We start from the raw sequence: 19,660 nt of genomic DNA on the forward strand, positions 1-19,660 counted from the left end.
TGTCTGAAAATGTCAAAAACTGTCGAGATTTGTAGTAAAGATTTAGGCGAACTAAATTCAACACGCTAGATGGCGATAACAGTATGTGAAAGGCACTAAACAGTAGCGTTCATTGAGCTATATTAACTAAGGAAATACACAGACTAAGCAAGCGCGACATTTGTCGTAATATAATAAAAGCTACGTGCCAAGTTTGGGTGCAAAATACTAAATATTCTCCAACAAATCGAGATTTAATCAATTGATTAGAGCTTTACTTACGCTTGGCCGAATGTGTGTTAACAACCCCTTCTCGTGCACCAAACTTATAACCAATCCCATATACCGACTGAATAACATCGGTATTCCCGTTGGCATCCATTAACTTTCTGCGCAAGTTTTTAACATGGCTATCAATGGTGCGATCGCTGACCACACGTTTGTCGGGGTAGGCATTTATCATCAAAAGTTCTCGGGAAAATACGCGTCCTGGCGACCCCATTAAGGTTTCTAGCAATCGAAACTCAACAGGAGTTAGCTCAAGTAAACACTGATCTAGATGACATTCATAGGTATCAAAATTCAATTGAATGTTCTGCCAGTTTAATATGCGATCAGGGGCTATGATTGCAACATCACCCGCGGTTAACCCATCAGTTTGATGGCCAACTCCACTGGCTTGCTGACCTCGCTGCATTTGGCGCTGTACGCGACGTAAAATAGTATGTACTCGAGCTACAATTTCTCGCGGTAAAAACGGCTTACAAACATAATCGTCTGCGCCAACTTCTAAGCCAACCAAACGATCAATTTCTGCTACTCTTGCAGTCAACATCAGCACAGGCACATCGGAAAACGTTCTCAGTTCTCGACAAATCGCCACACCATCTTTGCCCGGTAACATCAAATCTAGAATAACAAAGTCAGGCTCATTTTCGCGGATTGTGGCGACGGCGTCTCGGCCATCATGAAGTAGCGACACATCAAAACCATCGCGGCTTAAGTAATCTTTTAGCAGCTGAGCAATTTTCTCTTCATCTTCAACGACTAAAATGCGTTTTTCAGACATTAGTATTTCCTGTCAGTGGTAACTTTACGACAACGCTTAAACCGCCAAGCGCTGAAGGTTGAGCGGTGATAGTGCCCTGATGCGCCTCAACAATATTTCGACAAATAGCCAGTCCCAGCCCAGCACCAGCAGTTCTGCGACTGCGTGAGGCCTCTAAGCGGAATAAAGGTTCAAATAATTTTTCACAATCTTCAAGCGCAACACCTGGCTCACTATCTTCGATACTAATTTCAGCAAAGTTGGCCTGGCGACTAACTTGAATCGCTAATTTGCCGGGAGCATCTGTGTATGCTCTGCTATTATTGAGCAAATTAGTCATGAGCTGGTTTAGTCGTCGGCTGTCCCCCGATATCACAATATTAGGCTCAGCAGCTAAGCTTATATCAAGCCCTGTGTCCTGCAATTGCTGACGCAGCATGCCAACAGCTTGCGCCACTTGGTCACTGATGTTGAGTTCGCTAAATTGGTAATTAAGGCCACCAATGTCTGAGACAGACAGTTCATATAAATCTTCAATCAAGTGACGCAGCCTTGTTATCTCTTGTTCGAGAGATAACAGCTGAGTGTGATCAAATGGGCGAATACCATCTTTTAATGCCTCAATCTCACCAGTGAGAACAGTAACAGGTGTCCTAAGCTCATGTGAAATATCAGCCAACCAACGCTGTCGGGCACTGCGCCCTTCATCCAGCGATAAGGCAAATCTATCAAGGTTTTGCATTAGCTCACCAATTTCATCATTTCGTTGTTCATTCAATCTGGTTTGGTAATCGCCAGCAGAAATTTTGGCAACCCCATCAATAGTGCGTTTAATCGGTGCTAACAGTAAGTTCGCCATCCACCTTGATACAAAAAATGCGATGACTAAACAAACCACGGCGATAATCATACTGGTGGTCAGTTGCTGGCGACTAAACTCTGTCTCTTGAGCGGTTTCAAAATGGCGACGCGGGGCACTTTTTATCAACCCCACTTGTTGACCATCAACCATGACTGGCATGGTAAAAAATTCCGTAATATCATCCCAAAACGGTGTGCCCATGAGGTGGCGTCCACCATTATCAAAAAGTGCTGTGGGCGGCCCCAGCCTGCCATGGGAAGGCTCTCTTTGGGGCTCTATTGGGGAATGATCACGCCCGTGCTTGGGCATTCGGTGTGGCGGAGGCCTATGCCCTTTGGGTGGGGGCGGTGCTGACATATCCCCGGGCCGATGGGCTTGCCTGAGAATACGCTCAAAACGCTGCTTACTAAGCCCTTGCCATTGGTCATTATTGTCGGCGTACTCTAGTGCTAACTGGTCAGCAATTTGCGTTAAGCGCTGCAGTTCAAGGGCATTAATGTAGTCAAGAAAGCCTCGTTCAAAGCTCCACCGAGCCAAGCCCAGTGTGGCAACTAGGATCAATAAGGTCAGGCCAAGTAAAGACGCCTGTAGCTTTTGCGATATCGTTAGTTTCAAATGCTTTTTCGGCTGATGCAGCTTAGTAAGCTAGCACAATCAACCTGTCTCCAAATACGCGGGCCAATAGCCAGATGTTAAACACTTGTGTTGATTAAACCATGTTCAGGTGCCGCCTGCACTAAAGTGGCTTTAATAGTATCCAATAACGCCACTCGCGCTTCTTCACTATGATCGCCATCACTAAGTTGCGCCAGCAATGAATTCAATTCCTCAAGTTTAGTTTCACTTAGGTTAAGCTGAGCAACTTGTTCTGACGATGCTGATAATTCCGGCGGTGGTGGCCTTCTCCCTTGAGTATCATGCGGTTCAATACCCGCTAATTCGGCGATAGCTTGCGGCTCAAAGCCTGCATCACGTATCAGTCCAGTTAGCGCTTTACTGGGTGTTATTCCCGCTTCTTCAAACACACTAACGATTGCTTGTGCATCTTGCTCAGATAAATTTTCTGCCTCGAATGCCGACAATGTCTTGGTAACCAACGCTTGCTGCTCATCAGACAATGCCTGAACATTTCTTTTTCCACCATCAATAACTGATATCGAGTTTGCCGAAACCGAATTAATCATAAACACCTCTCTGACACTTTATGGTTGTTGCTCATTGCGATAGTTCGCTGGTATCGCCCATTGTTATTGCTCTTAAATGTGTTTACTCACATGAGTGCTCAGCGCTGCGGGTATTCGCATAACAATGCCACAACGCCGATTTGATATTTTGTTATCCAATGTAATTGCAGTGTTAGTTTCGCTGCAAAATGTGCAGATACAGTGCAGATCTCGTGGAATTAAAAAGGATACTGCCAGCACCACCTTTTGCAGCAATTCAACTGCCGTTAGTATTTGCCCGACTTCAGGGTTTGGCCTTAACGCCAGACCAATTAATTGACAGCTATTTATTGAGGTATAGCGATGAAAAAAGGTGTATTGGTCAGCTTGGCGGCAACGGCGATGTCGTTTAACTGTGCGGCAGATTATGCAATATCTGGTTTTGGTACGCTGGCATTAGGTAAGGCCAGTGGCGATGCAGAAATTGTTGATCGTGACGGTGTAAATGGCTACGACAATGATTGGTCACTAGAGCCTGGATCATTCATCGGCGTACAAGCAATTGTCGATGTTTATGAGGATATCGGCTTTACCGCTCAAGCTATTTTTGAAGGTGTCGATGACTACGATGGTGACCTTACATGGGCATTTTTAAGCTACGACGTTTCAGATGACTGGCGCGTGATTGCTGGTCGCCAATTAATGCCACATTACGCATTCTCAGACTTTATTGACGTATCTTACGCTTACCACTGGATTGAAGTACCAGAGCAAGTTTACAACGCACCTTTTAATAGTTTTAAAGGTATTAGCTCACAATATACATTTCATTTTGACAATTCTTCACTGTTTACCCAAGTGGTACTGGGTCAAGAAGACGAAGAAGACAGTGGCAAAGATTATCGCGACATTTGGGGCGGTCGCCTTGCTTATAAATATGACTGGTTAACCGTTAATTTAGGCTATTTTCAATTCGAAGAGTCTTCCACGCAAACACGCCCACTACGCAATGGAGAAGGCGTTGAAGAGCTGTTTTCGCAAGGTGTACTAAAAAGCTATGACATTGGTGTGCAGGTTGACTACAACGACTGGTACGCCATTGCTGAAGTGACCACAGTGAACTTGAAAGACCTACGTGATGGCGATCAAGGGCAAGGGACAAAGCAACCTTGGATGGTTTCAGTTGCTAAACGCATCGGTAGTGTGACACCGCATGTTACTTTCGGTCGTGATCGCGAATTAGACTTTTTCGGCGAAGACTCCTCAACACCATTTTATTCAGCGGGCGTTCGTTGGGACTTTCACGATGCGATGGCACTTAAAGCTGAATATGCCCACCAAGAGAGCAACGATGACAATGATGCGCAAGCATTTCAATTAGCGTTCGTTGGTATGTTTTAAAACATCTCGAATTTACCCTAGGCACCACTTATTAAAACAGCCTTATACGTTAAACAGATATTCAGGTATTCCCACATGATTAAAAAACTATTTGCCAAAGTTATTGGCGCCAGCGCACTATTGTTCTCTGGCTGGTCATACAGCGCTGCAGCCGATGTCGTGGTAGTTGTTCACCCGTCAAACCCTGCTCAAATTGACAGTAAAACCATTGTTGACTTGTTCTTGGGCGACAAAAAAAGTTTTGGCGATGGCACTACCGCCAAGCTCTACTTTGTTAAAGGTGAAACTGGTGAAGAACTAACATCAAAGTTATTAGATCGCTCTTTCACTCAGTTCAAAGGTTACTGGGCAAAACGCGCCTTTTCCGGCAAAGGCAAGCCACCTAAATATTACGCAGATAACAACGACGTTAAAGCATTGGTTGCGGAAAACCCAAATGCGATCGGCGTACTTGATGCGAGCTTTGCCGACGATTCCGTAAAAGTTGTCCTTGCCCAGTAAAGCACTATTTAAACCCGCTATTCACTCTACAAAGTCGCCAATAGATCAATGAAGTTCGAGTAAGTGACCTATCGATGGGCATAGTCATTATGCCCAATAGCAAAGCACTACATAGATAATCAAAGGTAAACAAATCATGAAATTAGGTATTAATTTAAAAATCAGTCAACGGATATTTTTACCGGCAATGATTGCCATTTCAGGGTTTGTTTTATTCTTTATTTATCAACAACATCTTATCAGTCAAACGCAGTCACACATTGTGCGATTGCAACAAGACTACACCCCCATGTTGAGCAAACTGGGAGAACTAAAAGAAGGGTTGATCACCCTTGAGCGCAATCTTGATAACTTTGTCACCACAGGTGATAAAAAGCTTATTGCAGAAAGTGAAGCTTTAAGTCGTCAGCTAAAGCAGCTGATCAATACCATAGAGCATGATGGCGACAAACTTGGTTTTCGCTATGACTATCTTTCGCCATTTAGCACCTATGCAGATAACAAGCTTTTCGCGGCCCAAGCGATGAGTGATGAAGACGCTGACTTTGATGTGATCACCCTAAAATCAAAGCAAGCGAACGACGCTATTGCAAACCTTAGAGCTGAAATAAACAGAGAGCTATCAACAATCAACCGTAAATCGAACGAAACTGTTGATACTATTTTTAAAATTAATACCGAAAGCCAAACCGTTGAGTTGATATTAGGTATTGTTATTGTCTTAATGACACTTGCAGGTGGTTATTTCATATCTCGTAATATCGTTAATAGCCTTGCTCGCGTGACATTATCGATGCGCGATATCGTAGAAGGTGAAGGCGATCTTACCCGCCGTGTGGAATACAGTGGTAAAGATGAGATTGCCGATTTAGTTAATTGGTTTAATCAGTTTATCGCGACCATGCAAAACAGTATTGGCAGCTCTCAACAAACCATCGCGGCGCTTGAGGCTGTTTCAACAAAACTGGCTAACACCAGTGAACACAGCGTTTCCCAAATTGAAAGCCAGAATGTCGCAATGAATTCAGTCTCAAATGCTATTCAAGCGCTAACCAATAACATTGGTGATATTGCAGACCGCGCCTCAAATGCCTCGACAGAAGCAGAGCTTGCCAGTGAAAGTGCGAAAACAGGCCGCCTGATTGTTTCTAGTACCGTCGACTCAATAGATCAGCTATCTACCGATGTGAATAATGCCGCAGGCATGGTCAATGAGTTTGAAACACTGGCAAATAATGCTGGCGATATTTTAAATACCATTAGCGCGATTGCCGACCAAACTAACTTACTCGCACTTAATGCCGCCATTGAAGCTGCCCGTGCTGGCGAATTCGGCCGAGGTTTTTCCGTAGTTGCCGACGAAGTAAGGGCGCTGGCGAGCAGAACACAGTCTTCAACGGCTGAAATTAAACATGTATTAGAGGAAATTCAAAGCGGTGCAGCTTCAGTCATTAGTGCCATGAATGCTGGTCAGCAAAGCGCATCAAACACGGTTAGTGAGTCAGCAAAAGCTGGTCAATCACTTTCCGATATTACCGCTAAATTTGAAAATATATTGGCGCTAAACAAAATGATCGCCAATGCCACGGATGAACAACGTGACACCTACAATGAAATGAATGCACAAATTACTGATATCGACACAGCCTCTATCGCCGTGCAAAACGGCGCGAAAAATATTTTTGCAGTCAGTGAAGAGATTCAGGAAGTGACGCTAGCGCTAAACAATGTGATCAGCCAATACAAGGTATAAGCTTAATGCTTGTTTGAGCACGGCAAGACGACAAAGGTATTGAGCGCTAGCTACAGAGTGCAACTTATCACGATCAACTTATTACAACTAACTTGCTCCGACTAACGTAGAGTAAGCGAAGCAGAATTAAAATCGTAGCAGTTATTCAATCAAACATTAGTGGTGACATTAATTGGGATGTTAATTGAATACTCATAGAGTAACGAATACGGTCACACGCTCGGCTGATTAAAAAAGGCTTATCAAGTTAGGTTATAATTACCTCAATTTGAATTAACAAACTGTTAACACGCACTAACCTTTAGGAGTTTTCTAATTTGCGTATTTCCATTAATACATTGGTAGTGAGTATTTTTCTATTTAGCGCAACTTCATTGGCTAAAGAAACGATAGTTGCCTCTGTATCGCCTGGTTTTCCTGATGGGCTACACGCAAAGTACTTTCAGTTTCTGGCCGATGAGCTCAACCAAAACATTCGCATCAAACCTTTACCACTTGCCCGCCGAGTCAAAGAGTTAGAAAAAGGAGATGTCGATATTATTATATTTGGTAAAGATGATAACCCTGCGCTAGTTGCCTTGATGCCAGCGTACACTGCGGTTACGGAAATGCTCTTTGTCAGCGCGGATGATCGCGACAAAATTACTAATACAAAACAGCTAAAAGCCGCAATAATTGGGCTCAGCCAAGGGGCAAATAGCTATTCAATGTTTGAAAAAGAAGATTATTCAAACAAGGTGAGAGTTAAATCACTTAGTCAGAAAATTCAGCTACTTGAGCGAAATCGTATCGATGGCTTTTTCCATACCGCACTTAGCACAAATAAAGTGCTAACTGAACGAAAACTTAGCGATGCGATTATGCCTTCGAGATGGCAACCAAAGTCATTAAAAAGCAGCTCGCACTTTATTATTTCCAAAAAGTCACATCTTTTCGCACGTAAAGATGAATTAGAAAAGGTCATCGAAAAAGCGAAACGCGAAGGAAAATTTAAGGAAATTCGTAGTCAATACTACCAGCGCAAAAAATAAAAAAGCCCCAAACGTTTCTGAAAATTTGGGGCTTTAGTTTAGTTCAAACGTTATTAATAACGTTTAGAACGAGTAGCTAACTTTTCCGTACACAAATCGACCCGCGAAACCATATGGTGCAAACGGAGAATAAGCGAAAATACGGGTAAAGGTGGTCACATCGTCAATCAAGTTACGGCTTGCATCTGGGTATTGGTCGAATACATTATTCGCGCCGACACTTAACGATAAGCCATCAGTTAATTGGTAAGCGACATCAATGTCTGTAACCCATTCAGTAGGGATCACTTCATTACGCGCTGGGTTAATTGATGGGTCTTGTGTTTCACCGTAACGAGTGGTGCGCAACGTTGCCCTAACATCATCAAAGTTCCATGTCGCACTTAAGTTCAGCTTACTTTTTGGCGAGCCCACTTCAAAGCGCAAAATTTCAGTACCTGAGAACAAGTTACCTTGGTCAACACCTGCACCTTGTAGTGCCGCTGGTGGCTCAATAATGTTAGTCACTTCATTGTCGTTATAGTTGTAACCTGCGTTTAATAACACATTGCCGTAAGTGTTTAGGTCTAACGAATAAGTGGCGACCACATCAACACCTTCTGTGCGGCTATCAATGGCGTTTAAGAAGAAACGTGCACGCGTAGCGCCAGTTCCTGCCAATAAGCTTTCAATACCTGGGCCAGAAAGGTTGTTTGATAAAACAATACGATCATCAATATCAATGCGGTAAGCGTCGATTGATAAGCTAAATTCCGCCACTGGTGTCCAGGTAATACCGCCAGCGATGCTTACTGACTCTTCTGCGTCTAAGCCCGGCGAGCCTAGTGCTTTAGCAACATCACTGCCCGGTGCAAAGGTGCCCGTTTCTACTGGTACAGAATCGACAAACGTGGTTTGAATATTGGTAAAAAACTGCTGCTGTAGTGATGGCGCTCTAAAACCTGTTGATGCTGATAAACGCAAGGCAAGTTCTTCGGTTAAGCTAAAGCGGTTAGCAATTTTACCGTTTAACGTTGAGCCAAAATCTGAGTAGTCTTCGTAACGCGCCGCGACCGTCATGTTCCAAAACTCAGTAACGTCGGTTTCTAAGTCGATATAAGCACTAACATTGTGGCGGCTATTGTCGCCTGCAGATGCTGGGCTAAAGCCAACAAATACTTGTGAACCTGCTGCGCCAAAAGCATCGTCATCTGAAGTGCGCACGGCACCGCCACGGCCAAATTCACCGCGTTGATACGAAGCTGCCTCGCCCGCTTCAATTTCATAACTTTCGTGGCGATATTCAACACCAAACGCTACGTTCAAGCCGTTTTCAAATAACGCTGAGTCAAATACACGGCTAAAATCAGCGTTTAATGTAAGCTGATCGTAAATCAAACTACCGGCATCAAAATCAGTAGGGCTTTGTACGCCAAACGAGGTATTCAAGCTATTTTCAACGCCAAACTGGAACTGATCGCGACCATAAACCGCTGAAACATCGTAGTTCCACTCTTCTAATAAATAGCCTTTAACCCCAGCAGCTAATGAATAGTCGTTAATTTTTGAGGTAATGCGCGGCGCAAAACCGTCAGGATAAATCGCTTGAACATTACGGCCGTCTTTGGCGCGACGATAAAAGCCACCACTTTCACCTTCGCGGCCACTGTATGAGCCAAAGGCATAAAGTTCAGTATCTTCATCAAGGTAATACCCGGCATTAACAAAAAGTGCGATATCTTCTGCTTCACCATTGCCAAAGGTATGGTTGTAACGGTTTATCGTTAGTTCTCTAGGATCTAATGAACCATCTGCTTGGCGCTCGTAATTTTCGCGCGGGTCAAAGTCAGCTCGGTTGGCGGTATTGCGATCACGATATTCCAGTGAGACATTAACAAAGCCGTCTTGGCCTAAAGCAAAACCAGAATTAGCGCGCAGTGTTAACGTTTGTCCGTCAGTCACATCGCGATCACCACCTGTTTCAAAGGCCAAGTTGCCGTCTTCACCAACACTAACACCTTCTAAATTTGGCACCCCTTCCATTTCAGTAACATTACCACCGTAAGTAACTGACACTTCACCACCACTTGATGCGTTTTTAAGCACAATGTTGATCACACCAGCAATCGCGTCTGAGCCATACTGTGCTGCCGCACCATCACGCAGTACTTCGATACGCTCAATGGCATTCACTGGAATCGCATTTAAATCAACCGCCGAAGAGCCGCGGCCTGCTGAACCACCTAAGTTCAATAAAGCGCTGGTATGACGGCGCTTGCCATTGATTAAGACTAAAGTGTGATCTGGCGCTAAACCGCGTAGCTGCGCTGGGCGAACGTGATCTGTGCCGTCGGTTAATGAAGGCTGAGGAAAGTTAAAGCTAGGTAGTAAGGTGTTTAATAACTGATTTGTTTCTGTCAGGCCGGTTCCCGCTAGTGTATCAGCATCAAGAATATCAATAGGCACTGGGCTGTCTTCAATACTGCGCCCTAAACGGCGAGAACCAATAATGCTGATTTTTTCAATTTCTTGTTCATTTGCCGTTTCAGCAAATGCAACATTTGTCGCAACACTGCCAGCAGATGCTGCGGTTGCAATAGCCATAGCAATAAGAGAAGGCTTAAAGTAAGTCATAACACTACCTAGAAAAAGTCTGGGAATAAATGTGAAACGCTAACGCGCTAGTTAACGTTGATAAATGGCACTTGACCGACAGTTGTTGATGACACAGAAAGGAGCGATCAAGTAATGTTATTATTTTATCATTGGTTGACCACATGTATTTAGAACTAGATGGACTAACAAATTACGAATAGTTTCGTGATTCGTGCAATAACACTTAAGCCTCTTTGCGATTGCCTGAATTAAATAGTGGCAAGGTGGTTTTCTCTATCTAGAAAATAACAGAGCATGACTAAACAACAAAGTTTCAAACAAGTATTTACGTAAATTTCACATAAAGTTTCTATTCGAAAAAAAATTTTTTCGTTTGCTTGTTAAGTGAGCAGCTAGATATTGCATACTGATAACCTTGCTCTACAATTGCGGAAAATTTCGGGCTTATTTAGAATTTACAGCCATGCTCAAACCCTCAATTCCAGCTAATGAAACAAGCCGAATAGCGTCGCTTAAAAAGCTGAATATTTTAGACACAGCACCTGAAGATAAATATGACCGTTTAACCCAATTTGTTTCACAACTTTTTGGTGTTCCTATTGCCCTATTTTCCATCGTTGATAGCAAACGAACATGGTATAAATCGAGAATAGGATTAAATGCAAAAGAATCACACCGCAATGATTCTTTTTGTGCGCACGCCATTCTTCAAGAAGAAAGCTTTGTCGTACAAGACACATTAAAAGACAAACGCTTTGCAGAAAATCCGTTTGTATTGAACAAACCTGATATCAGGTTTTACGCCGCTCAACCAATAAGATCTCCTGAAGGGTTCAATATTGGCTCATTGTGTTTAATCGATAACAAGCCGAGAGAATTTAATTTAGCCTCACAGCGGCAGTTAAAACAAATCGCCGCTATTGTTGAACTTGAGCTTGCCGCACGAAATGGCAAAGCATATTGCCTTGAAAGCCAGTTGCTTAATCATGATGGGTTTAATCAAATAGCCACAATTGGTCAAAAGATTTGCCGAGATGCTGATATTCCGCTAGCCGTTATGTACTTTTATGTAAAAGGTTTAGCTGGATTAAAAGATTCAAAACCCGATAGCTATACAACGATCATCAAGATTATTGTCGATTCTTTGAAATTAAGCTCAACTGGCTCAGACGTTATTGCCCGATATGAAGAATCTGGCTTTGTTGGCCTATTTTCAAATTGCTCAATGGATTCTTTAACTAGCACAGCTCGACAAATAACAAACCTTGTTAACAACAACCTGCATCACAGGCGCATTAGCAATATTGAAGTGATTTGCGGTTTAGCCGAAGACGACGGGAAGCAATCGCTCGACGAGTTAATTTTTAACGCTTATATGGCGCACTATTGTAATGCCAGAAACTAACGAACAATACGCTAGTTTCCGCACTACCTCGAATACCGAGAATAACATACTTTAATTTTGGTAAGCATCTCGGCAGGTTACTCTAACCCTATATAAACCTCGCCCAAATAAAAATATTATCGCTAAGCATTGCAGTAAAAACACTGGCGGCTCTGAGATAGCATTGGGGGGCGTGCCCGGATCAGGGGGAATTGGGTTAGCTGCCACCGCAACTAGGGGGCTGTTAAGCGTGAAGTCACCGACCTCAACACTGAGATCTTCATTGGCCACACCACCAGGTAACAATGGTACGGTGCCAGCACCTAGGAAATCGACTTGCAGCGAAAAGTCTCCTTGTTCATTCCCCAAGCTAATGAAAGGAAAACCTGGTGGTGCTGGGAAAAAGCCCGGAGGTTGTGCGCCAAAAGTGTGGTTATCCGATCCTGAGTTAATAGCAAAGGTATCCCAATCAGCAGGCCCTGCGAGCACAATTAAATTCTCAAATAACGTTTGGTCTAATGTGACAAACCAATGAAATATACCTGATGCTAGGCTGTCGTTAACAATAGTAAAATCCAGTTGATAGGTATTGCCACCAATAAGGCTAGTATCTTGTTCAATAATAGCGGCGTTAGCGGGGTAGCTAAATATCACAAACAATGCAGTAAGGTAGTGAACGACTTTCTTTTTAATTAGCGAACAAACAACAGTGAACATGACAGGCTCCAGAATATTTGCTTTACAAAAGCATCAGTGGCTACAACTGATTCACTAAACAATGCATAAAATACGCCGTTAAATACCATTCTGCTAGACAACTGATTTAATTGCCTTTAAATATTATTCTTAGTATTTGTTTAATTGGAGCATAAAGGTTTTCGACGCTATAAATCCATATAGATAGAAAGGAAGTAATGCGCTAATCCATAACACCCGCGCTTTTGGGTTTTATATTATTGAGGCTAGCCATATGAAAAGCTTGTTTTTTTAGCCCAACAAGTAAGACTAACCTTTCGTTATCAACCATAGCCAACTCGCTTGTTGAAACAGTTTATGGCCGCTTTAGCCGTAAAAAATACCGACGCTTTTATCACACTATACTGTTAACTCGTGAGAAGTATTAACATTAGTGGAATAAAACGAAGGCGTATTGATAAGTGTAATCAAGTTAGTTGCGCAAACATAGGCTCAAGTAAACGTACAAAAGTCAGCCAACCCGAGTAAGCAGACATAAACCTTTGCTTGGCTTTAAGTGTCATCAAAGCCCACAACATAAAACTCTGCACCGGTAGTTTTGATCGCACTTTCCGCTGCAACTAATAAGGTATGTAATTGTTTGCCTCTATTGTTTATTGGTTTGTGATGAAATTTAGTTTTGGGTGTGTGAGGTTGAACAACTATTACCCTTGTCTTCTTAGTTGTATAGTTATTCATAATAGTTTGGACACTGCTTTCAAACTGTTGGAAAGTTCTTTGATTGCCATTCTCCCAGCACTTTTTATTATTGTTCCCATCTCTATCTCGGATGATATCTATAAAATCTTTCCTGTCACACATTACAAGGTTTTTAATCGCTTGATTTATAACCACATCATGTACGCCTACAGATAGTCCCCTATTAGCAGATTTCCCGGCAGATTTGACATGAATAAATGATGTATAAAGCACCCCTTCATAAGCCTCTATATGAATAAAGTCTGCTACTTCACCCGCTCCATCATCGCAAATGAGTAGTCCAGTTGGCTTACCAGTAGTTTTAAAAAAGCCGTCAGGTAATTTTGGGTTGCCATGTGACCATTGCCCAGACCAATGGTTCTGCACCCAACAAAATAGGGAGTCCGATGTTCCAATAAGATTTAAATCAACCTCATTGGCTGGGTTAAGTGGTTTTTCTTTTGTCAGATCAAAATAATTTGAACCTGTTCTCTCAAAGTTATCCCATAAGAAGCTGGTAAAATCGACATCCCTAAATTCGGTTTTGAAGGCCATTCCACCAACTATGGCGTGATTTGAGTCGTACCAGCACTTTAACCAGCTAGAATTAGAATTTTTAAAAAGTTGTAAGAACAATGAAGTTTCTTCTTTCTTATCAACTCTCTTTATTTCAACATTGAAAGTAACCTTATATTTATTAATCAAAGGCTTAATCAATAAACAACAACATGAATCACCTTTATGCTTAACTTTTAACTCAACCTCTTTTGACTGGCCGAACGCACAATGACTTTCATCTACTTCATAGGAAAAGTTTTCTTCAATATCTTCGAGAAGTTTGTATTTAACATCATCAGGTTCAACATCTAACGAGTCTTTATCAACAATAGAAAAAGCGTAAGCTTTATCTAAATCCGTAAGTTCTGCAATTGGGTATGCTAGTGCTGAAATAGGGTGCTCGGTTTCAGCAGCTTTGTCATTAATATGATCTAGAATTCTTACAACGTCGTTTTCAAAAGTTTCCCAGTCTAAACAATTTCTAGACCAAACAACTGATTTAAAAGGGCTAACTCCAATTGATAGTACTTTTTCCTTAATTTTTACGTCAGTACGACTAGCAGACATCATGTATGACTGGTCAAACAACGGGTTTAATTTATCAGCTAACCCTTTACCACTTATAGTTTTAGAAGAAGGTGCGAAGCTATATTGACCTCTAATATCATTCATCCATAAAACTTTTAGGTTTTCTTCATTTACAAACAAAGCCTGTAAATGGCTAATCGTTAGGGGAGATACATTGCCCTTTAAAGTTTCATTATCTAAAAGCAGCTCTCTAATTAAGTGTTTAACTCCGTCTTCAGACGCATAAAAAGCCCAATAGCTCCCAAGCTTTATTGAGACTAGTAAATGGTTTTCAGTATTTTCATACGAGCTTATTTCTGATGGATTTTTAGAGTCATTGTTCTCATCAGGCTGACTAGGGACGCTACTAAGCCAACTTGGTTTTTTCTGAATGGTATAGTGGCTAAAATAGCCCGTCCCCTCTTTGACTAAAATACTTTCATCCCCCTGAATACTTTCAATAGAATGAGTAAACTCTTGCACCTCATATTCACCAACTAAACGGTCTGTTTTTGCAATTTCGTCAATAAGTGTTTGATGTATAACCTCAGATGATTGAGCATTATTATCACGAGCCAATAAAATAGAGATAAACGGTGCAAGGTTTTCTTTTTTCAACATACTTTATAATCCTAAATACAACATATCTTTCAAGATTTTCTCGTAAAATCAGCTGTTCACAGCCAAATTAGTGACTAATCTTTGTTCTCTTAAGCACTCTAGCTGCCCGCTATTCAATTGATAAACTGCGTCTGATGCCTCAATGGTCTCTGTTCTGTGGGCGATAATGAGGGTAGTTATATTGAGTTTTCTAAGATTAGTATTGATAGCTAATTCTGTATTTACGTCTAAATTAGAAGTGCCTTCATCTATAAACAGAAACTTGGGTTCTTTATAAAGTGCTCTAGCAAGGAAGATACGCTGCTTTTGTCCTGAAGAAAGGCTTGAGCCCATATCCCCAATGAAGGTTTCATATTGCATAGGCATCTTATTAATTTCATTTTCAATACAAGCAATTTGGCAACAACGTTGCACCTTTAACATGTCTACTTCAGAAGAAAAACAAGCAATGTTTTCAGCAATAGTGCCAGCAAATAGCTGATCTTCTTGCATAACAGAGCTAGTGAGCTGTCTAAAAGACTTAATCTTGTTTTGTGTTAATGGCTCGCCGCCAACACTCAATGTGCCAGCGTTTAATGGAAGAAGTCCTAATATAACCTTCATCAAAGTTGTTTTGCCTGCACCTGAGGAACCAACAATACAGGTAGTATTACCTTCAGCTATTTTTAAGTTCGCATTAGTAAGAACATCTAAATCACCGTAGCCGTACTTGAATGTGCCATTTTTCAATTCAATACAAGGTGTAATGTCAGCAGAAAGTTTAGACTGATTCTCTACATTAAATTCAGGTGTCTGAAAGAAAATATCTGACAAGCGATCGAAATGAAGGTCCAACAATCTATATTCAGTATATTTTTCCGATAGATTGGAGGCTTTTTCTAAAAAAATAACCTTATAGCTTATGAAAGCGAAAAGTTGCCCTAAAGAAAAGGTAGCGTTTAAAACAAAACTTGCGGCAAAGTACACAATGATTATGTTTTCAAGTCCTAACAGCAGAGTGTTTATGTTCAAATAAGATGCTTCATACTTACTTACTGCTATTTCACTATTAATCACTTTTGCATTTTGGTTTACCCATTTAGCATGCCTATCCCTTTCTTTGCTGAATAGTTTAACGCTCAACATTCCTTTAACAGTTTCTAAGAAGGTACTGTGCTCGGCAGCTCCTGCGGCGATTAAACGCTCTTTTGCTTCTTTGAAACGGTTGAAAGTACAAGATTTATAACAAACAAATATTAAGAAAAAACTTAAAGAAATTATTGCGAGTAAAGGGCTATACAGGAACATAATGATCAGTACCGCTAATGCAACTGTACTATCAATCAATGATTCCACTATTCCTTCTGTAACTAATTTTTTTATTGGCTCAATTGACTCTACCCGAGAAGCTACATCGCCAACACTTCTTTTCTCAAAGTAGCTAAGTGGCAGCTTCATCAAATGAGCTAACGTGTTGTTTGAAAGTTGAAAGTTAAATAGGCTGCCTGCTTTAATTATTAAGTTACTTCTCAATGTTTTTGCAAAAAATAGCAAGAAATTGGCAGCAACAAAGATAAATAGCAAACTTGTTATTGACCCCATGTCACCGGCTGCTATTCCATGATCAATAACAAGCTGAATATAAAAAGGACTAAATAAAAATATTGATTGAACAATTACAGTTAGGCTTAAGAGTAAACTCAAGTTTTTATTTAATCCTGTAACATTTCGCCAGATATCTTTAAGCCCAAACTTTCTTTGATCATCGACTTGCCTAAACTCGGAATCCTTCTCACACTCCAAAACAATTCCAGAGTATCTTTTTGAAGCATCCGCCATAGAAATTTTTTTATAGCCGTCACTTGGATCGCAAATAACAATTGAATCTTCATTTACCTTGGTCAACACAACGTAATGACACAAGTCCCAATGAATAACGGCCGGTAAAGTAATATCAAGCAGCCCTTCTAAATCGACTTTATAAGCTCTGGTTTGAAACTCCATATCATGAGCAATATCTATCAGATTAGATAAAGTGAGCCCTTTATTCGTTATCGAATAGGTCTTTCGTAACTCAGGAATACTAAGTGATTTTCCATGATAACTGGCAATCATGGCTAAACAGACAAGTCCGCATTCAGCTCCTTCTATTTGGCGAATAAAGGGAACTGACGACTCTTTATTGAGCACATTATCTAAACTCAATAAATTCACTATATAGCCTTACTTAATTTTGACGACAAGATATCAACAAGAGTTCTCTCATTAAGAATTAGCCTTGCCTGCAAGTCCATTCCTATGAAAAAATCTCTTTCATTGAAGTTATTGGTTAGCTCTACATTTGCCAAATAAAATGGAGACTCTACTAAAGACGTAGGAAGCCTAGAAATACTTTTAACAATTCCAAAAAACTTCTTATTTATACTTCCACTGTTAACTAAGATCTCAACTTGAGTTCCTGGATTGACTTTACTTCTGATATTACTTGGAATTTCTAAAGCTAAATAAACATCCTCCTCTTCAGAAACAATAGTTATTACTTTTTCATTGATTCCAATGTCAGAGTTATTTCTCTTTGAAATTCTGCCTATTACTCCATCTCTGCTACTAAACACCTGATGACTTATATTTCTGTTTATCTGTTGTATTTGGGCATGGATTTCATCAATGCTATTTTGAGTAGTGGTTGAGACTAATGAGTAGTCGCTTTGTTTTGTTTTTAGTGATAGCTGAATATTATTTAGTTGTCGCTCCAATATGGCCTTTTTGGATTTAATTTCAATTAACTCTTTATCCTGAATTAACTTGTCCTGCTTATACCCTTCAAGTTGAATAGAACCGATATAACCGTCCTTAGAAAGTACTTCCATTTTAGAAATAGATTTTTCCTGAGAGTCTATTATTCCAGTTTGCAAATTAATTTGTTTATGCCCATTTTCGATATCAATTTTCAATAATTCTGCTCTAGCATTTAGCTCATTAAAAACGCTTCTATACTTTTCATCTAACTTTGCTTGGTAGGTTTGCTTATTGAGCAAAGCCTCTGACAGCCTTTCTTTCTTCGCTTTAAGCTCTGCAATATTTGTTGGAATTATGGCAAATAGAAACTGCCCTTTCTTAATAGGTTGGCCAATTTCCAAACTGTGATTGACAGTACCACTCACATTATTACTACGAAACACAAATACATTTTCAGAATCCGCTTTACCTGATACGTAAACAGTTTCTTTAAATCGATATGTACAAACTATGAAAATTGCTAATACGAAAATACAGAGAGAAATATAAACTACAAACGATGACTTAACAGAAGGAGTAACAACTACACTCCCTAAGTTACGTTCATATTTATTCTTTATAGCCTCTTCTCTGTACAACTCATACATAACTTAGTTTTCACTTTCAGTTATAAATTGATATTTGAAGTCAGCATGTCGTTGAATTCTTTCACCTACATCAAATTGATAGCTAGGGCTGCTTAGGTACTCTGTATAAGAATCAGTATCTCTAGAGTGATCCCATTCATAAGATTCACTACAAGACACCAAGAATTCACTGAAGACTTGAAGCATAGGTAGGTTTGGTTCCATTTCTTCAACCCACAAAAACTGTCCCATTTCATTTACTTCAACGAAATAATATTCGCCAGATTTATCAACAATAAAGTCAAAAGCTCCGTAAACGATAGATAGTTTTTGCATCAAAGCTATACACTTCTGATATATATTTCGAGGCAGTTCAAATGCTTCAACTGGCATATTGGAATCAGACAACACTCCTAGTCGCCAATCGGTTAACGCCTCACTATTACTTTGCGAATTAATTTTTAAAGAGAGACATTGTTTGCCCATGAACGTGGCTCTAATCTCGTAAGCTTTCGATATTTTTTTCTGATAAATTGATGGGCAATACTTAATAGGCTCAACTTCTTCTAAATCACTCAGCGATATAGAAGATGTATAAACCTTATAAAACTTATCTCGACCTTCCCATTGCATAGGAGCAATAGTTTTAAAGATTATTTCTTCGTGCTTTTTAGCGAAATTGACTATCTCTTCATAGTCATTTGAAACAATAGTTTCAGGTAAGTTTAAACCGCAACTTTTAGCTAGGTTCAATTGATTAATTTTTAAGTCACAAGCCTTACTTGAAAACATTGGATTTACCCAGAAAGCACTAGGTGCCAACTGATGAATAATTGATTCAATAAACTCTATATTTTGGGTGTACGCAATTTGCTGATCTTCTTTAGGAAAAAAATCAGGAGCTTGTTGAATGCATACCCTTCTATACCAAACTACATCGACATTTAAATTCAGCGGATTATTTAAAATATCCTTAATTGTAATTTTTTGTTCTTGGTTATTTATAAAGAAAGAGATGTTTTGCTTACTCGGGTAGTCGGTTAAAAACCAAGTTATTACATTATGCCCCTTTCGACGAAGGGCCCACTCTACTGCATATGCATGTACATCACCGATTACTGAAACTATTAATACTGTTTTCACGTTCTCGCTCCTAACTAAAACAGGGGAATATAAGCTATTCCCCAATTTCCGACCTATGCTTATTGTTTTCTTTCATAAAGAGGAGAAACACGATCTGGAGTATCTGCGGTACCAGCTGCAACAACGTTAGTTTCTTCTTTAGTAAGCTCCTTAGCTACTTTGCGGCCCAGCACTCGTACTTCTTTTTCATTTGCTTTAATTTCTTTTTTGTTTTCCATAGTGGGTTTCCATTTTCAATTATGATTATTTAAAACTTTTAGAAAGCTTTTCATTAGA

15 protein-coding genes are annotated in these 19,660 nt (G+C 40.4%); 5 read left to right on the plus strand and 10 right to left on the minus strand.

Annotated features, from left to right (window positions below; all coding sequences use genetic code 11):
* Window positions 1-253: 253 nt before the first annotated feature.
* The 3 genes from ACSLUR_RS07510 to ACSLUR_RS07520 form a co-directional block, all read right to left on the minus strand.
* Window positions 254-1,048 carry a response regulator gene (locus ACSLUR_RS07510; protein WP_448553268.1) on the minus strand — a complete coding sequence of 265 codons (795 nt, stop codon included), beginning with the start codon at window positions 1,046-1,048 and terminating at the stop codon, window positions 254-256.
* On the minus strand, window positions 1,041-2,504 hold the full coding sequence (locus ACSLUR_RS07515) for an ATP-binding protein (RefSeq protein WP_448553270.1): 1,464 nt from the start codon (window positions 2,502-2,504) through the stop codon (window positions 1,041-1,043). The genes ACSLUR_RS07510 and ACSLUR_RS07515 overlap by 8 nt, the downstream gene beginning before the upstream one ends.
* A gap of 77 nt (window positions 2,505-2,581) precedes the next feature.
* Entirely contained in the window at window positions 2,582-3,073 is a 492-nt protein-coding gene (locus ACSLUR_RS07520) for a hypothetical protein (protein ID WP_448553272.1), read from the minus strand.
* A gap of 342 nt (window positions 3,074-3,415) precedes the next feature.
* On the opposite strand from ACSLUR_RS07520, the gene ACSLUR_RS07525 reads away from it, so the two are divergent.
* The 4 genes from ACSLUR_RS07525 (at window position 3,416) to ACSLUR_RS07540 (ending at window position 7,738) form a co-directional block, all read left to right on the plus strand.
* On the plus strand, window positions 3,416-4,453 hold the full coding sequence (locus ACSLUR_RS07525; RefSeq protein WP_448553274.1) for a porin: 1,038 nt from the start codon (window positions 3,416-3,418) through the stop codon (window positions 4,451-4,453).
* Between the two features lie 75 nt (window positions 4,454-4,528).
* Complete coding sequence (locus ACSLUR_RS07530) at window positions 4,529-4,954, plus strand: phosphate ABC transporter substrate-binding protein (protein ID WP_448553276.1); 426 nt, start codon at window positions 4,529-4,531, stop codon at window positions 4,952-4,954.
* Window positions 4,955-5,090: 136 nt separating this feature from the next.
* On the plus strand, window positions 5,091-6,707 hold the full coding sequence (locus ACSLUR_RS07535; RefSeq protein WP_448553278.1) for a methyl-accepting chemotaxis protein: 1,617 nt from the start codon (window positions 5,091-5,093) through the stop codon (window positions 6,705-6,707).
* Between the two features lie 317 nt (window positions 6,708-7,024).
* On the plus strand, window positions 7,025-7,738 hold the full coding sequence (locus ACSLUR_RS07540; protein WP_448553280.1) for a substrate-binding periplasmic protein: 714 nt from the start codon (window positions 7,025-7,027) through the stop codon (window positions 7,736-7,738).
* A gap of 63 nt (window positions 7,739-7,801) precedes the next feature.
* On the opposite strand, the gene ACSLUR_RS07545 is transcribed toward ACSLUR_RS07540, so the two are convergent.
* Window positions 7,802-10,351 carry a TonB-dependent receptor plug domain-containing protein gene (locus ACSLUR_RS07545; RefSeq protein ID WP_448553282.1) on the minus strand — a complete coding sequence of 850 codons (2,550 nt, stop codon included), beginning with the start codon at window positions 10,349-10,351 and terminating at the stop codon, window positions 7,802-7,804.
* A 445-nt stretch (window positions 10,352-10,796) separates the two neighbouring features.
* Between ACSLUR_RS07545 and ACSLUR_RS07550 the strand changes: the two genes are divergently transcribed.
* Window positions 10,797-11,738 (plus strand): GAF domain-containing protein, encoded by a 942-nt coding sequence (locus ACSLUR_RS07550; protein ID WP_448553284.1) that lies wholly within the window; start codon window positions 10,797-10,799, stop codon window positions 11,736-11,738.
* 51 nt (window positions 11,739-11,789) lie between these two features.
* Here ACSLUR_RS07550 and ACSLUR_RS07555 read toward each other — a convergent pair whose 3' ends face one another.
* From ACSLUR_RS07555 to ACSLUR_RS07580, 6 genes are all read right to left on the minus strand, one after another.
* On the minus strand, window positions 11,790-12,434 hold the full coding sequence (locus tag ACSLUR_RS07555; RefSeq protein ID WP_448553286.1) for a hypothetical protein: 645 nt from the start codon (window positions 12,432-12,434) through the stop codon (window positions 11,790-11,792).
* A 531-nt stretch (window positions 12,435-12,965) separates the two neighbouring features.
* Window positions 12,966-14,897 (minus strand): hypothetical protein, encoded by a 1,932-nt coding sequence (locus ACSLUR_RS07560; protein ID WP_448553288.1) that lies wholly within the window; start codon window positions 14,895-14,897, stop codon window positions 12,966-12,968.
* Window positions 14,898-14,945: 48 nt separating this feature from the next.
* On the minus strand, window positions 14,946-17,090 hold the full coding sequence (locus ACSLUR_RS07565) for a peptidase domain-containing ABC transporter (protein ID WP_448553290.1): 2,145 nt from the start codon (window positions 17,088-17,090) through the stop codon (window positions 14,946-14,948).
* Window positions 17,090-18,262 (minus strand): HlyD family secretion protein, encoded by a 1,173-nt coding sequence (locus ACSLUR_RS07570; protein ID WP_448553292.1) that lies wholly within the window; start codon window positions 18,260-18,262, stop codon window positions 17,090-17,092. Before ACSLUR_RS07570 ends, ACSLUR_RS07565 begins: the two co-directional genes overlap by 1 nt.
* Window positions 18,263-18,265: 3 nt before the next feature.
* Window positions 18,266-19,384: an MvdC/MvdD family ATP grasp protein gene (locus ACSLUR_RS07575; protein WP_448553294.1), complete on the minus strand. Its 1,119-nt coding sequence runs from the start codon at window positions 19,382-19,384 to the stop codon at window positions 18,266-18,268.
* A gap of 59 nt (window positions 19,385-19,443) precedes the next feature.
* Window positions 19,444-19,602 (minus strand): hypothetical protein, encoded by a 159-nt coding sequence (locus tag ACSLUR_RS07580; RefSeq protein ID WP_448553296.1) that lies wholly within the window; start codon window positions 19,600-19,602, stop codon window positions 19,444-19,446.
* Window positions 19,603-19,660: the final 58 nt, after the last annotated feature.

It is taken from the genome of Thalassotalea montiporae, assembly GCF_053485855.1.